12 protein-coding genes are annotated in these 16,324 nt (G+C 54.1%); 10 read left to right on the plus strand and 2 right to left on the minus strand.

Features of this window, described 5'->3' with window-relative positions; genetic code table 11:
* The first annotated feature begins 2 nt into the window (after positions 1-2).
* The 9 genes from R70723_RS03825 to R70723_RS03865 all read left to right on the plus strand — a co-directional run bounded on the left by R70723_RS03825 (position 3) and on the right by R70723_RS03865 (position 12,323).
* Positions 3-2,582 (plus strand): DUF5696 domain-containing protein, encoded by a 2,580-nt coding sequence (locus tag R70723_RS03825; RefSeq protein WP_039869935.1) that lies wholly within the window; start codon positions 3-5, stop codon positions 2,580-2,582.
* On the plus strand, positions 2,579-3,478 hold the full coding sequence (locus R70723_RS03830; protein ID WP_039869937.1) for a carbohydrate ABC transporter permease: 900 nt from the start codon (positions 2,579-2,581) through the stop codon (positions 3,476-3,478). Before R70723_RS03825 ends, R70723_RS03830 begins: the two co-directional genes overlap by 4 nt.
* Before the next feature lie 22 nt (positions 3,479-3,500).
* Entirely contained in the window at positions 3,501-4,505 is a 1,005-nt protein-coding gene (locus tag R70723_RS03835) for a carbohydrate ABC transporter permease (RefSeq protein WP_039869940.1), read from the plus strand.
* Positions 4,506-4,538: 33 nt separating this feature from the next.
* Positions 4,539-6,446, plus strand: a complete 1,908-nt coding sequence (locus R70723_RS03840; protein WP_063837752.1) for a cellulase family glycosylhydrolase — start codon at positions 4,539-4,541, stop codon at positions 6,444-6,446.
* A gap of 119 nt (positions 6,447-6,565) precedes the next feature.
* Entirely contained in the window at positions 6,566-8,728 is a 2,163-nt protein-coding gene (locus tag R70723_RS03845) for a class I SAM-dependent methyltransferase (RefSeq protein WP_039869943.1), read from the plus strand.
* Between the two features lie 205 nt (positions 8,729-8,933).
* Complete coding sequence (locus R70723_RS03850; protein WP_039869946.1) at positions 8,934-9,626, plus strand: response regulator transcription factor; 693 nt, start codon at positions 8,934-8,936, stop codon at positions 9,624-9,626.
* A 95-nt stretch (positions 9,627-9,721) separates the two neighbouring features.
* On the plus strand, positions 9,722-10,645 hold the full coding sequence (locus R70723_RS03855) for an ABC transporter ATP-binding protein (RefSeq protein WP_039869949.1): 924 nt from the start codon (positions 9,722-9,724) through the stop codon (positions 10,643-10,645).
* Positions 10,638-11,375 (plus strand): ABC-2 transporter permease, encoded by a 738-nt coding sequence (locus R70723_RS03860; RefSeq protein WP_039869951.1) that lies wholly within the window; start codon positions 10,638-10,640, stop codon positions 11,373-11,375. Before R70723_RS03855 ends, R70723_RS03860 begins: the two co-directional genes overlap by 8 nt.
* Positions 11,376-11,420: 45 nt before the next feature.
* A complete protein-coding gene (locus R70723_RS03865) occupies positions 11,421-12,323 on the plus strand; it encodes a sensor histidine kinase (protein ID WP_039869953.1) in 903 nt (300 codons plus the stop codon).
* 56 nt (positions 12,324-12,379) lie between these two features.
* On the opposite strand, the gene R70723_RS03870 is transcribed toward R70723_RS03865, so the two are convergent.
* Together R70723_RS03870 and R70723_RS03875 are read right to left on the minus strand one after the other, a co-directional pair.
* Entirely contained in the window at positions 12,380-12,730 is a 351-nt protein-coding gene (locus R70723_RS03870; RefSeq protein WP_039869955.1) for a nuclear transport factor 2 family protein, read from the minus strand.
* Between the two features lie 90 nt (positions 12,731-12,820).
* Positions 12,821-13,738 (minus strand): AraC family transcriptional regulator, encoded by a 918-nt coding sequence (locus tag R70723_RS03875; RefSeq protein ID WP_039869956.1) that lies wholly within the window; start codon positions 13,736-13,738, stop codon positions 12,821-12,823.
* A 128-nt stretch (positions 13,739-13,866) separates the two neighbouring features.
* Here R70723_RS03875 and yicI point away from each other — a divergent pair, with 128 nt between their 5' ends.
* Complete coding sequence (yicI, locus tag R70723_RS03880) at positions 13,867-16,188, plus strand: alpha-xylosidase (RefSeq protein ID WP_039869957.1); 2,322 nt, start codon at positions 13,867-13,869, stop codon at positions 16,186-16,188.
* Positions 16,189-16,324 lie beyond the last annotated feature (136 nt).

The following is a 16,324-nucleotide window of genomic DNA, read 5'->3' on the forward strand; positions in this document are numbered from 1 at the left end:
CTGTGAAAAAACGTAAATTAAAGGCTGCGGTGCTCGCCTGTGCCGCAGTTCTCTGTATCATTGCCGCGGCTGTATTATACTCCGGCTCCCGCGGAGCGGAAGCGGTTGAAGCCTCCGCCTATATGGAGGTGACGGCTGAGCTTGAGGCCGGAAGCGAGCTGGCCGCGCTGCCCGATTCCTCCGGCGGTGTGCCAGGCATGCTGCTGGCAGCGGAGGATGCGGAGCTGTCCTTATACTATAATGCTGAGACGACTGAAATAGCGGTGAAGGATAAACGGGCGGGGCAGATCTGGTACAGCAATCCTGTTGCCCGCAATGAGGATGCACTGGCCTCGGGTTTTGAGAAGGAGCTGCTGTCCTCGCAGCTGACCGTGCTGTTCCGTGACGCTGTAGGGACACTTGAATCCTACACCAACTTTGCCCAGAGCATCAGCAGCAAGCAGTTCACGGCCGAGAGCCTGAAGAACGGGCTGCGGATTACGTATACCATCGGGGATACGTCCGCAGGCATTGATGCGCTGCCCCAATATATCAGTCAGGCCCGGCTGGAGGAGGCGGTGCTCTCCAAGCTGGATGCAGCGACCGCCAAGTATGTTGCAACCCGCTACTATCCGAAGGACGGCAGCCCCGAGATCATGGAGCGGATCGATGCTCAGGTTTCCAAGCCGCTGGTGCTCAAGAAAATGACCGCTGCCTTTGCGCTGGCGGGCTATTCTGCTGAGGATCTGGCGCAGGACAATGCGGAGAACGGAATCGGCGGGGGATCGGGAACCTCCAAGCCCAATTTCGTTATTCCGCTGGAATACAGGCTTGAGGAAGGCTCGCTGGTTGTAAAGGTACCTGTGGGCCAGGTCAAGGAGAGCGGGCAATATCAGATCCGCAGTCTGGAGCTGCTTAATATGTTCGGCGCTGCTGACCAGCTGACAGACGGCTATATGCTGGTTCCTGACGGCTCAGGCAGCCTGATCCGTCTGAACAACGGCAAAGTGAAGGAAGAGCAGTATGTGCAGCGCGTGTACGGGCCGGACCCCAATGACAACAGCTACCGGCGCGGGCAGGTCAGCCAGAATGCCCGGATGCCGGTCTTCGGCATGAAGGCGGGGGATGGCGCGTGGTTCGCTGTCATTGAGAAGGGCGATGCCATCGCGAGTATCGCCGCTGACATCAGCGGCAAAAAGAATTCCTACAATTTCATTCACAGCAGCTATTCCCTGCGGGGCGAGGATGAGCTTGAGCTGTATACGGGTTCAACCATCCAGGAAATACAGCTGCTTAGCGAAGAAATCTACAAGGGCGATATCCAGGTCCGCTACAGCTTCCTGAACCAGGATAAAGCCGGCTATTCCGGGATGGCTGAGCTGTACCGGGATAAGCTGGTTGCGGAGAAGGCGCTCACGCCTCTGGCGGAGGAGCAGAGCATTCCGTTCTACCTAGATATGCTGGGTGCTGTCGACAAGCAGAAGTCACTGCTCGGCGTGCCTTACCGCTCAGAGATTTCCATGACCTCCTTCCGGCAGGCAGCACTGATTGCCGGGGAATTGAAGCAGGACGGCATCGGACGGCTGCTGATGCGGTACACCGGCTGGTCCGGCAAAGGCGTGAATCACTCCACGCCGGATAAGCTGAAGACCGAAAGCGTGCTTGGCAGCAAGCCGGAGCTGACCGCGCTGCGGGATCAGCTGGCACAGGCAGGCGGGACACTGTTCCCGGATGTGGCTTTTCAGCAGATCTATCACAATGACAGCGGCTTTACACCTTCCTCTGACGCTGCAAGGTTTGTCACACGGGAGGAAGCGGAGCTGTATCCTTACAACCGGGCGCTGAACCGGATGGATATGACACTTGGCAGCTACTATTTGTTATCACCAGCCAAGCTGCCCTATTATGTGGACGCTTTTATGGATAAGTATGCCGGCTTTGAAATGGAAGGCGTGTCTCTGCGGGATCTCGGCAATGTGCTGAGCTCTGATTTCCGGGCCAGCCGGGTAATCCAGCGGGAAACGGCCAAGGCCATCGTGAAGGAGCAGCTGGACAGAATCAGCCAGGATGTCGGGCAGACCATGGTTTCAGGCGGCAACGCCTATGCCTGGCCTTATGCCGATCATCTGATTAATGTTCCAGTATCCTCAAGCGGCTTTGCGCTTACGGATGAAGACGTGCCCTTTTATCAGATGGTGGTCCATGGCTTCATCAGCTATACCGGCGCACCGGTTAATCTGAGTGACGAGCAGGATATGCACACGCAGCTGCTCCGCTCCATTGAGCTGGGGTCAGCACCCTACTTTTCGTGGTCCTATGAGCCGTCCTCGAAGCTGAAATTCACGCATTTTGACAGCATGTATGCGACCTCCTATCAGGACTGGTATGATCAGGCGGTTTCCATGTACAAGGAAGTGAATGAGGTGCTTTCCCCGGTACAGCATGCGCAGATTGTAAACCATACACGCCATCAGGAGGGTGTTGTAGAGGTGCAGTACAGCAACGGCATATCTATCTATGTCAACTACACCGGGCAGGATGTCTCCGTGCGGGGAACCGCTGTCGGTGCAGGACAATATGTGATTGAAGGTGAACCGTCATGAACGGAAACAAGCTGAGCCTGCAGCATAAGCGCTCTTTGCTGGGAATTGCTTTTATAGCGCCGTGGCTGCTCGGATTTATATTCCTGTTCGCAGCCCCGCTGCTCCGGTCCATCCAATTCAGCTTCAGTAAATTAACCGTTGATCCTTCGGGCTTTACGCTGGAAGGCGTGGGCTGGGCCAATTTCAACAATGCTTTGTTTGTCGATGCAACCTTCAACCGCGTCCTGACCGAATCGGTCTGGGATATGGTGCTGAATGTGCCGATGATCCTGTTCTTCAGCCTGTTCTCGGCAACGCTGCTGAACCAGAAGTTCAGAGGGAGAATCGTCGCCCGGGCCATCTTTTTCCTGCCGGTTATCCTGGCCTCCAATGCGATATCGGCAGCAGAAGCCTCGGGGCTGATCAATCTGGTTGGCGATGCGACCGCCGTGAATGAATTGGGGCAATCGGGCTCCCAGTACAACGTTATGTCCATGGTGATGATTCTGAGTGATATCGGTTTGCCGCTGTCGTTCGTGGACTACATTGTCGATGCGATTCTGCGGATCTATGAGATTATAACGAGCTCCGGCGTGCAGATTCTGATTTTCCTTGCCGCGCTGCAGTCCGTGCCCGGAGCGATGTATGAGGTGGCGAAGATTGAAGGGGCGACTGCCTATGAATCCTTCTGGAAAATCACCTTCCCGCTCGTGAGCCCGCTGATCCTGACCAATGTGATCTATACGATCATCGACTCTTTTTCAGGCAGTGCAGTAACAAAAATGATCTTCACCACGGCGTTCACCACCCAGAACTTCGGGCTGAGTGCGGCGATGTCCTGGATCTATACGCTGATTATCAGCATCATCCTGGTCATAGTGGGCTACGTGCTGTCCAAACGGGTGCATTACAACTGATTTATGCAAAGGAGGATACGGCATGCAGTCCCCGCAAGCTGTCCGTAAAGAAGCCCAGCATTACAGAATCCAGAAGGTAAGAGGCAGGGCAGTCGATATCCTGTACGCATTGTTCCGTTATGCGCTTGTAACAGGTATATCCTTCATCATTATTTATCCGCTGCTGATGAAATTCTCCATTGCCTTCAAGGATAAGACGGATATTTACAACCCGACGATTTATATGATTCCGGTTCATTTCACGATGGATAATATCCGAATGGCAATGCAGATCCTGGATTACTTCCCGCTGCTCGGCAATACGCTGCTGTTCGTTGTCGTGACGACCCTGCTGACCACGGCCTCCTGCGCCCTGGCGGGGTACGGTTTTGCCAGATTTAACTTCCCGGGAAGCAACCTTCTGTTCGCACTGGTCATTCTGACACTGCTCGTGCCGACCAGTACGCTGATGGTGCCGATGTACCTGCATTTCAGAAGCTTCGACATTCTGGGAATCATTCATCTGATTACCGGCAAGTCCGGGCTTAACCTGCTTAATACGTACTGGCCTTCCATCATTACCTCGGCAACCGCGATCGGGCTGAAGGCCGGCCTCTTCATTTATATCTTCCGCCAGTTTTTCAAGGGGATGCCGAAGGAGATTGAAGAAGCAGCCCTGATCGACGGCGCGGGCGGAGTAAAAACGTTCCTGCAGATCATGCTGCCCAATGCGGTCTCGCCGATGATTACCGTCATCCTGTTCTGCTTCGTGTGGCAGTATAATGATACCTTTTTCACTTCGCTCTTTATGAGTGAGCTGGCGCTGATGCCTACCAAGGTCAGCTCGCTGGCGGCTCAGGCTAATGCCCTAATTCCGGGTATGCTGGGGGCAGGCGGGGGCGGGTCTGCGGTTAAGGCTGATCCAAACCACGTAGCCATGATTATTGATACCGGCATTCTGCTGGCTATTATTCCGCTGATTCTGCTGTATATGGTTGTGCAGCGGTATTTTGTGGAGAGTGTGGAGCGGAGCGGCATTATCGGATAGTGCTGCTTCGCTGCCTAGGAAAGGGTGCTTACAATGAAAAGAAAACATCCGTTCAGCCTGATTATCCTGCTGCTGGCGGCTGCCCTGGCCTGGCCGGCTCTGCCTGCTCAGGCCAAGGAAGCCGGGACACCGCTGCAGGCTTATGTGGAAGCACTGGGTCCCGGCTGGAATCTGGGCAATACCTTTGAGGCCAGCGGTGAGGAGACCTCCTGGGGCAACCCGCCGGTGACCAAGGCCTTTATTGACCAGCTTGCCGCCGAGGGCTACAAAACAATCCGGCTTCCCATTACCTGGAGGCACCGGATGGGGGATGCCCCGGACTATGCCATCGATCCGGCCTTCATGGCGCGCATTCAGGAGGTAGTTGACTGGTCGCTGGAGGCGAAAATGCATGTGATGATCAACCTCCACCACGATTCCAACTGGATTATGGACATGGCGGCGGAGCATGATGAGGTGATGGCCAGATTCAACGCCGCCTGGAAGCAGATTGCCGGCCATTTCAAGGCGTATCCGGATACCCTGATGTTCGAGAGCGTCAATGAGCCGCGCTATTCCGACGACTGGAGTAAGGATGAGCCTGAATATTTCACGATGCTGGATGAGCTGAACGTCTCCTTCCACAGCATCGTCCGCAGCTCCGGCGGCAACAACGGCAAGCGTCCGCTGGTACTCTCTACCCTGACAGCCGCCCCGACCGAGGCCAGGCTGCAGGAGCTGTCCAAGACCATAAGTAAGCTCAAGGACAAGCGGCTGATTGCAACATTCCATTACTACGGATATTATGCGTTCAGTGTGAACACAGCCGGCGCGATAACCTTTGATGATACCGCCAGGCAGGATTTGATTCAGGCCTTCGACCGGGCATACGACATCTTTACCTCGAAGGGCATTCCGGTCATCGTCGGCGAATACGGCCTGCTGGGGTTCGATAAATCACTGGAGACGGTGCAGCATGGCGAGATTCTGAAGTTTTTTGAATATATCGGCTACTATGCCCGGGAGAAAAAAATGCCGCTGCTGCTCTGGGACAACGGGCAGCACTTCGACAGGCGCACCTTCAAATGGGTGGATGAGGAGCTGCATCAGGTGATGGTGCAGGGCTGGAAGGGGCGTTCCTCCAATGCGCAAAGTGATTCGCTTTACATTAGAAAAGGCTCGCCGCTGCAGGATACCGCGCTGGAATTGAACATGAACGGCAACACCTTCAGGGAGCTGCTGGCCGGTGACAAGGTGCTTACAGAGGGCACGGACTACAGGCTTGAGGGAGAAAAGCTGATTCTCACCCCCGCGCTGCTTGAGAGCCTGCTCACGGAGGAGTACGGGGTGAATGCGGTATTGACCGCGAAATTTAGTGCCGGAGCTGACTGGCCCATCAAGCTGATCCATTACGATACTCCTGTTCTGCGAAGTTCGCAGGGGCCGCAAGGAATCTATTCCCTGCCGGTCCTGTTCAACGGGGACAGTCTGGCTACCCTGGAAGCAGTCTATACCGGCGGCGGCAATGCCGGTCCGGATGAGTGGACACCGTTCAAGGAATATATCCGCCATTTCTTCCCGGATTACAAGACCGGTGAAATCAAGTTCACGGATGACTTCTGGAGCGGGGTGAAGGACGGGGAGCTGCAGCTGCGGATGCATTTCCGCAGCGGCGAAACCGTTCCTTATACGATAACCAAGGAGGGCTTCTCGATTGTTGGGGTATCTGCCGGGGATGCATTGGCAGAGGAGGCAATACAGCCGTCTCCGGCTCCGCAGCTTTCTGCTGAACCGGAGGCGTCAGCCGTTCCCGTACTGTCACCTGCCGCAGAGGAGGCCGAAGCTGTGCCGGGAAGCGGCAGCAGACTGACGGTAATCATAGTGCTCATAACAGGATTGACTGTCCTGGCAGCGGCCGGAATCTATTGGGGCAGAAGAGGAAAACGGAAGCGCGGCAGATGATACGGCAGGGGTTCTGTTACGGGGACGGAGTAAGACCTTTTGGCTGCGCCTGATTCAAACGGTGTGAAGCGGGGCTATGGTATAGTAAGTACTAACTTATATTACATAGGAGGCCTCCCATGCTGAAATCATTGCAAGCCATTGAAGCTTACCGCGAAGGCCGGCTGCAGCCTTCGGCCGGTCCGGCATGGCTTAATCTTATTGTGTCTGCCGAGATGCCGATCGTTAACCTGGAGCGGGTGGAATCGCTGCAGGAGCTGGATCAGCGCAATCCCGTGCTGGACTATGTGGAACGGAGCCTCAGGCTGCTTGACAGCCTGCAGCTGTCTTACTGGATTAAGGAGCTGGCCGAGGAGACACTGATCTGGTCAGAGACAGCCAAAGGCGGGACCCCGCGCCAGCGCCGGAGGTGGCAGGAGGAGGGCCTCAACTGCTTTGCCCATAATATAGGCTCTGCCCAGCTGTACTGGCAGCATACTGCAGAGGAGACGTTTGAGGTCGCCGGAAGGCCGCAGGCCTCTGCTCTCAGAGCGGCTGGTGTGCCGGACGCGGAAACGCTGGTCATTGTGCACCGCCTGATCGAGACGCACGGCCTGCTCGGCCAGCAGATCCGCGGCGAGGTACCGCCGGAGGTCAACCGCCCTCTGGCGGTAATTATGGAGGAGGGGCTGCTGACCGCAGATGAGCTGGAACGGCTGCTGTTTGCGCTGAACCACTGCATTATCGGCGCCGTTTCGCCGGTGCTGTGGCAGGACGTGCGCAGCGAGATCATGGAGCTGATCGCTGCCGTCACATCCGGCGAGCCGGCTGAGCCGCTGCCGATGAAGGAGCGGCTGCGGCGCATGCGGTCCGGCCCGATTCTCCGCGGGGAGGATTTTGCAGCGGAATGGAGCCGTCTGGAGCAGGAAGGGCTGCCCGCAGAAAGGCTTGAAGAGCTGCAGCCGGCTACCTTCTGGTATGCGGAATCCGCACTGCAGACCTTCTCATTGGAGCAGTTCCTTAAGGTGCTGGCGCTGGCTGCCCGCAGCAGCAGCGGCGGCAACAGCAGCAATGGCAACGGCAATGGCCTAGGTCATCTCAGCTTTGAAGCCGTGATGAACAGCATCTATTACGATTACAAGGGAACCAAGAAAATTAATGTATATAAGAAGCGGATTATTGAAAAATATCTGTCCGGCCTGAGCTGGAGGGATATTGCGGAGGGCAAGCTTGCCCCGGGCAATCCGCATCTGGTGCATAAGCTTCGGCGGCAGGGGCATCTGCCGGATACGGTATTTTTCGACTTCGAGTTCTCGCCTGCCGCAGAAAAGCTGATCGAATTCTGTATGGAAGCTGAGAAGTCGGTTCTGTATGAGCGGGCGGTGCTGATGCTGTTCGACCTGTTTGAGCTGCGGCGCGACGCCTTCGACCGGTTCCATAATGAGGACAGCTATCTGAGCCAGATGAATGATACTGCAGATTATAAATCCGTCATTCTTGATTATATTACCGGCAGCACCGTGCTGGACATCGGACCGGGCGGCGGTGTGCTGCTTGATCTGATCGAAGAGCGGATGCCCGGGGTTACACCGGTCGGCATTGATATCTCGAGCAATGTAATTGAAGCCTTGCAGCAGCGGAAGGCCCGGGAAGGACGGCACTGGGAGGTGCTGCAGGGAGATGCGCTGAATCTGAAGGAGTACGTGGATGCGGGCAGGGTGGACACGGTTATTTTCTCGTCAATTCTGCATGAGCTATACTCCTATGTGCCGATGGATGGCCGGAAGTTTAACCACCGGACCGTTGCTGCAGCGTTAACGAGTGCTTTTGAGGTGCTGGCTGAAGGCGGAGTAATCATTATCCGTGACGGGATTATGACCGAGCCGGAAACGCAGCAGCGGAGAATCCGCTTCCTGGAGGAGAACGGGCTGGAGTGGCTGAAGCGTTATGCGGAGGATTTTGCCGGACGGGAGATTCAGTACCAGGTACTTTCAGAGCAGGAAGTACAGATGCCGGTGAACGATGCGATGGAATTCTTATACACGTACACCTGGGGAGCCGAGGCTTACGTGCATGAGGTTCAGGAGCAGTTCGGTTACTTCACTCCGTCGCAGTATGAGGCTTTTATCCGCGAGCATTTAAGCGGCCGGGCGCAGCTTGAGGTGTTCCGCCACTATTTGCAGGAGGGCTACACCGAGGCGCTGCGCGGCCGGGTTAATGTGATGGATGAAGACGGAAACGGGGTGCCGCTGCCGGACAGCACCTGCTTTATTGTGATCCGCAAGGGGCAGGCGGCAGACTGAAACCGGTAGTTTAGAGCAACAATCAGGCCTGAGACTGTATTGGCATAATGCCGGTGCAGTTTCAGGCCTGTTGATTGTCCGGTCTACCAGTTAAATGGATAATACGTTAAGATTAATAGAGCAGAGCGTTCAAATGCAAATAGCACCCGCTGTAATCGAACTTGAAGTAATGGTAAGAGCAATAATCAGGCTGGAGGAAACAGACATGAACCCTAGTAATATAAAAGTGCTTGTCGTAGAAGACGATGCCGATATTAACCGGCTGCTGTGTCATATCCTTGCTGCTGAAGGATTAACCGCAATTCCGGCATTTTCGGGCAGTGAGGCGGAGCTCAGGCTGTCACTTGAAGCCTATCAGCTGGTGCTGATGGATCTGATGCTGCCCGGTATGGCAGGAGAGGCGCTGATTGGACGTATCCGCGGGCAGTCCACTGTTCCAATCATCGTCATTTCTGCAAAAAGCACGCTTGAGGATAAAGTAAGCCTGCTGCGCCATGGGGCAGATGACTATATTACCAAACCTTTTGACCAGGAAGAGGTCATGGCCAGAGTGCACGCACAGCTCCGCCGTCTGCAATATGCACCCGTACAGGAGCGGGGCGGGGAGACAGCACAGCTGCGCGGTCTGTTTATGGACAAGGGCCGGCATGAGGTTGTGCTGAACAATGAGCCGCTTGCTTTGACAAAATATGAATTTGAGATTCTGGCGCTGCTCCTGTCAAGGCCTGACCATATCTTTTCCAAAAGCGAGCTGTACCGGAATATCTGGCAAGGCACCTATCTCGGAGATGACAACACGATTAACGTACATATCAGCAATCTGCGGGCCAAATTCGCCGCGGTAACGGAAGAGGAGTATATCCGCACCGTCTGGGGAATCGGGTTCAAGCTTGTGTAGAGGAGCTTCTTTATCCTTTCTTAAGATTTCACTTAAAGCTTATTAAAAGTGGACTGGATACAATGAAATTATCAAAGTGCAAGGGAGTCTTAGTGATGATGCATTGTATACTGGAGATAGAGTCACTCGGCAAAACGTATAAGGATGTACCCGCGCTTCAGGATATTCAATTAAGTATTGCGGCAGGCGATATTGCTGCAGTCATCGGCAAGAACGGCGCAGGTAAAACCACCCTGTTCAAATGTGTAACCGGGCAGGTGTTTCCGACCTCAGGCACAATTACCCTTTATGGAAAAAAGGATCCCGCCGGAGTAAGGCAGCAGCGCCGTAGAATCGGGGCGATGATTGAAGAACCGGCTTTTTTTCCGGATTTTACAGCCAGGCAGAACCTGGAGTATTTCCGCCAGCAGCGGGGTATTGCAGGTAAAGAAGCTATCGTGCAGGCCCTTAGGGACGTAAACCTGCTGGATACGGGTAAGAAGAAATTCAAAGCGTTCTCTCTCGGGATGAAGCAGCGTCTGGGATTGGCGCTGGCCCTGATGTCGCATCCGAACCTGCTGATTCTGGATGAGCCGACCAACGGGCTTGACCCTGAGGGGAAGGCTGAAATCAGGGAGCTGCTGCGGACTTTAAATGAAGAGAAGAAGGTAACGATCCTGATCTCAAGTCATGTGCTGTCTGAGCTGCAAAGCGTGGCTACACGTTATATTTTTATGGACCGGGGGCGGATCGTGGAGCAGCTGACGGCTGAGGAGCTCTTGCACAAGACACAGAGAGCTGTCGAGCTGGTTGTAGATAACAGCGGCAAAGCAGCTACAGTACTTGAGCAGCATTTTCCGGACATCCCGTACCGGATTCTGCCTGACAACCGGATCCGGCTGTCCGGCGGTACAGACAAGACAGAACAGTTGAACCGGGCGCTGTATAGCCACGGGGTCGGCGTGCGTTCGATTGCTGCCACAGGAGAAGATCTGGAAGCCTATTATCTGGGTCTGCTGGGAGGCGAGAAGCATGCTTAATTTGATGAAAAGCGAGCAGTACCGCTTTGTACGGACATGGAATTATTATTACACAGGCTTGCTCTATATTCTGCTGATGGCTGCAGCAGCAATAACCCTGTATGGCTTCCAGCAGTTCGATCCCGGATTTCAATACGGTAATGAGCGTTTCTTCTACCGTAATATTCAAGCTATGATGCCGCTAATATTTCTGCTGCTCTTTACCTTCCCGCTGATTCTGATGGGCGAACATAAGCAGGTGCTTAAGAATACAGCAGCGTACGGCTACAGCAGACATCAGATTTATGCCGCTAAGCTCATGGTTACAATGGCCGGATTTCTGTTGTTCGCACTTGCCCTGACGGGGGTGTCGGTTTTGTTTGGAGCGGCTCTGCTGAACCGCAGCCATGAGCATGCACTGGCGGAGTACAGCAAAAGCCTGCTCAGCGTGCTGCCCGTAATGATCGCCGGTATCACTACCTACTATTGTCTGGCAGCGGTGATGAAGAAGAATACGCAGATTATGATCGCTTATTTGCTGATCTATTTCCTGCCCCATTATATTCTGGGTGCCCTTAAAGGCAAATTTGCCTGGGCAGCATGGCTTTACAGCCATAACCCTGTCTACTATTTATTCAACCTTTATAAAGAAATGACTTATCCCGCCTGGGAGCCCTGGGTGTCAGGAGCAGCTTATACACTGATTTTTTGCGCGCTGGGCCTGTATCTATTTAATAAAGAAGAATTCTGACCATAGCAGTCATCTGCACGCTGGTCTAAGGAGGGAGGAGGAGGCATGCACCCGGCTATTGCCATTCTGTTAGCGCTGGCTGCTGTCTTCCTGCTGATAGCGTATCTGCTGCAGCGGCACAGCATCATTCAGGTTAGACGGCAGCTTGCAGATGCAGACTCTCCTTCTGTACACCACCTTCATCTAAAGCTGCCGCTGCCCGGCCGTGAAATGGAGCAGCTGGTGGCAGCTGTCAACGGGCAGCTGGAGCAGCGCAGGAAGGAGCAGGTCCTTCATCGCTCAAGGGAGCGCGCTGTTAAGGAGGAGATTGCAAACCTTTCACATGATTTACGGACCCCGCTAACCTCACTGCAGGGCTATGCCCATCTGCTGAGGGATCCTGCTGTACCGGCGGCGGAGCGGGAGGAGTATCTGGCGATTATCCTGCGCAAGCTGGACGTAATGAATAATATTGTGGAATCCTTCTATGAATTGTCGAGTATAGATTCCGGAGATTATCCTTTGGATAGGCAGCCGCAATATCTGTACAGCCTGCTCACAGAAGTGATTCTGGCGTTCCACACAGATCTTGTGCGGAAGAACATTGAAGTTCAGCTCAATCTGGAGGAGTCGGTGAGGATGATTCCGCTGGATGAAAAAGCAATGATCCGCATCTTTTCCAATGTGCTGCAGAACGTGCTGCGCTACGGTAAAAGCCGGCTCGCAATCTCTCTGTTTACAGAAGCAGATAAGGTGAAAATGGTGTTCGCGAACGATACGGAGCATATCCGCAGGCAGGATCTGCCCCGGCTGTTCGAACGGACCTACACCACTGATCCTTCACGCTCAAGCGGCCAGCTCGGACTGGGCCTTGCGATTGTGAAGCAGCTGGTGGAGAAGCAGGGAGGCAGCCTTGAGGCCGAACTTAACCATGGAGAGTTTCAGCTGATTCTTACATTTGGGGAATAATAGAAGGGAGCCGCAGCTGCGGCTCCCTTTACTGTCCTCAGATGCAGGACCAGTGTTTATTTTAGCGTAACATCCAGCGAACTGATTTTACCCTTACGAATCCTGAAGTCATGTCTGAACAGCTGCGGGGCGGGCACCCGGTTCCGGTTAAATTCGCCCTCCATCTCTGCAGTTACAGCGATCCTGTCTCCGGACTCCTCGATTTCATTAATGGTGAAGCGGACCTTGGCGGAGAACAGCTCTGCTTCGCCCCAGGCCTGGATGGCCTCTTTGCCCTGAATCTGCTTTCCGTTATCCCTGACTACGGCTTCTTCAGCGAACAAATCGATAAAAGCCTCCGGCTGATATTGGTTGATCGTATTGTAATATTCCTGTACTTCACTCGGCATAGTGACATGCTGGTTCATGGGATCTGCCTCCTGTAAGTAAATTTACCGGACGGGCGGACCCGTCCTTACAGGTACTTAACCGTATCGGGGAAGCGGTAAGCAGCTTTCTTACGGATGCAGCTGTCCCACACCCGCGATCTGCACCGCCTCTTTACGGAACTCCGAAGGCGAGCAGTTCATTGCTTTGCGGAACACTTTAATGAAATAGCTTACGTTATCAAAGCCGACCTCCAGTGCGATGTCGGAGATTTTACGTTCAGTCTGCTGCAGCAGGGAAGCCGCCTGGCGGATGCGGTAGGAGTTAATATAATCCACCGGCGTTTTACGGGTCATGGCCTTGAAGAAACGGCAGAACTGGCCTTCGCTCATCGGAATCAGCCCCGACAGGTCACTGGTGCGGATGGGCTCCTTATAGTTCTCCTGAATATACAGGATAACCTTTTTAAGCCGGTTAACCTTGGCGTTATCCGCACCCGGCGACAGGCTATGGTTCACGGAACGGTCCGGTGCGGCAATCTGTGACAGCATAATCAGCAGGGTTCCTTTCATAAAGGCCTCAAATCCGGGCATTTTATTAGCATATGCGTCCATCATCCGCTCCAGCTGCAGCAGGAGCTCCTGCTGCCAGGGGATAGCCGGTGTAATATGGCGGGGAAAGCTCTGGCGCTTCTCCTGAAGCGGCAGAATAACCGTCTGCTGAATCGTATCGTACTGGGCACTGGCCAGCAGATCCGGATGAAATACCAGCGCGCAGAAGCGGCAAGGGCCTTCCTTCAGGACATGGGCGGCATGAATATCCCCTGACTCGATGAACACAGCTTCGCCCGCGCGGAGCGGGGAATAATCGGTATCCACCTGGAACAGGATTTCCCCCTCAAGCAGCATAAAAAACTCTGCCTCCTCATGCCAGTGGGTATCAAGAATGTGGGTTCCGGCCGGAAGCTCGATCCAGTAGGCGGCCAGCGGAAACATGACATCGCCGTGTGCGCGGTCTTCTTTTAGCAATCGCTCTGATGTGCGGTCCATTATTATGCCTCCTTGGCAGGTAAACATCAAAATAGTGTTATAAATAAGCTATATTATAGTAGTTTTGTTGTTTTGTTATCGTTATAATGCAACTATAAACACCAAATTGAAGGGTGGCAAGCACACACATGAAATTTACAGACGGCCTTTGGCTGGTTCGCGAAGGAATCAATATCAACGGCGCAGTACAGAACTATGTAGTGGAAAAGACTGCTGAGGGTCTGACTGCAATTACACAAACAACTCCAATCACAGGACGTGCAGCAACACTGAACTCCACGCTCCTTACTGTTAAATTCCATTCCCCGCTTCCAGGCGTGGTAGGCGTGAAGATCATTCACAATGACGGCGTTATTGACCGCGGACCGGCTTTTGAGCTGACCAAGGGAACGGGCGATCACGTACAAATCGAAGAAACCGAAGCACAAACCGTGCTGATCAGCGGCGGACTCCGTGTTGTCATCAACAAAGGCACGCATTGGTCCGTGGACTTCTACCGCGGTGAAGAGCGCATTACCGGCAGCGGTTTCAAATCGATGGCTTACATTACCGATCAGGACGGCAACACGTTCATGCGTGAAGAGCTGGATATCGGCGTAGGCGAATATGTATACGGGCTGGGCGAGCGCTTTACTCCATTTGTGAAGAACGGACAGGTTGTTGATCTCTGGAACAAGGATGGCGGTACCAGCTCGGAGCAGGCCTACAAGAACATTCCATTCTATGTGACCAGCAAAGGCTACGGCGTATTCGTTAACCACCCGGAACTCGTTTCGTATGAAATCGCTTCGGAAAAAGTGAAAAAGGCCCAGTTCAGCGTAGCTGGAGAGAGCCTTGAATATTTCGTAATTGAAGGACCTTCGATCAAAGAGGTTATCAGCAAATATACCTCCCTGACCGGTAAGCCTGCGCTTCCGCCGGCATGGACCTTTGGCCTGTGGCTGACGACTTCGTTCACCACTGACTACGATGAAGCAACGGTTAACTCCTTCGTAGAAGGTATGGCAGAGCGTGATCTTCCGCTGCATGTATTCCATTTTGACTGCTTCTGGATGCGTGAATACCAGTGGACCGACTTCCAGTGGGACCCGCGCGTATTCCCGGACCCTGTCGGCATGCTGAAACGCCTGAAGGAGAAAGGCCTGAAGATCTGTGTATGGATCAACTCCTATATCGGACAGCGTTCCCCGCTGTTTGAAGAAGGCAAGAAGAACGGCTATCTGATCAAAAAAGCAAACGGCGACGTATACCAGACTGACCTGTGGCAGGCCGGCATGGGCCTGGTGGACTTCACCAACCCTGCAGCGTGCGAATGGTATGCTGGTTACCTGCGTGACCTGGTGGACATGGGCGTGGACAGCTTCAAAACAGACTTCGGCGAGCGCATCCCTACGGATGTTGTATACTTCGACGGCTCTGACCCGCAGAAGATGCACAACTATTACACCCAAATGTACAACAAGGTTGTCTTTGATGTACTGGAAGAAAAGCTTGGCAAAAATGAAGCAGCAGTGTTCGCGCGTTCGGCTACAGCCGGCGGACAGATGTTCCCGGTACACTGGGGCGGCGACTGCTATGCAGACTACGAGTCGATGGCAGAAAGCCTGCGCGGCGGCCTGTCCCTCGGCCTATCCGGCTTCGGCTTCTGGAGCCATGATATCGGCGGCTTCGAGAATACGGCTCCGGCGCATGTATTCAAGCGCTGGCTGGCCTTCGGCCTGCTCTCCAGCCACAGCCGTCTGCACGGCAGCACCTCGTACCGTGTACCTTGGGCTTACGATGACGAAGCAGTGGATGTTACCCGTTTCTTCACCAAGCTCAAATGCAGCCTGATGCCTTATCTGTATGATGTTGCCGGACAGGCGCATGAAGAGGGCTGGGCTTCGATGCGGGCCATGGTGATGGAGTTCCCTGAAGATCCGACCTGTGAAGTGCTGGACCGCCAGTACATGCTTGGTGACAAGCTGCTGGTTGCTCCGATCTTCCAGGAGAACGGTGAAGTGAAATACTATCTGCCGGCCGGCCGCTGGACGCACCTGCTGAGCGGCGAAACCGTAACAGGCGGAGCATGGCGCAAAGAGAAGCATGACTTCTTCAGCCTGCCGCTGTTCGTCCGCCAGAACTCGCTGCTTGCTACAGGCAGTGAAGATACCCGTCCGGATTATGATTTTGCAGACGGCGTGAAGTTCGGCTTGTACTCACTGGAAGACGGAGCTGCTACAACTACGGTTGTCCGCGATATCAAGGGTGCGCCTGAGCTGACTGTGAAGGCTGAACGCCAGGGCAGCAAGGTAACTGTAACGGCTGAAGGCAGCGGCAAAGCGTTCTCGCTGGCTGTCAAGGACCTGGGTGCCATCGCATCCGTAGAAGGTGCTGAGCAGGCGGATGAAACCACTGTGAACGTGGCTGCCGGAGCGAAGTCTGTCTCCTTCACGATTACACTGAAATAAGCTAATACCAGCTCTCTAATGACCGGGGACAGATTGTTCCCGGTTTATTAGGGAGTTTTTTTGGAGAGCGGAACCTGTAAGGGCTCAATCCCGCAACGGAGTGTTATTTCATCTGGTTAAATCTTAATCTTATTAA

Origin of the sequence: Paenibacillus sp. FSL R7-0273 (assembly GCF_000758625.1) — a bacterium.
Classification (GTDB): domain Bacteria; phylum Bacillota; class Bacilli; order Paenibacillales; family Paenibacillaceae; genus Paenibacillus_AQ.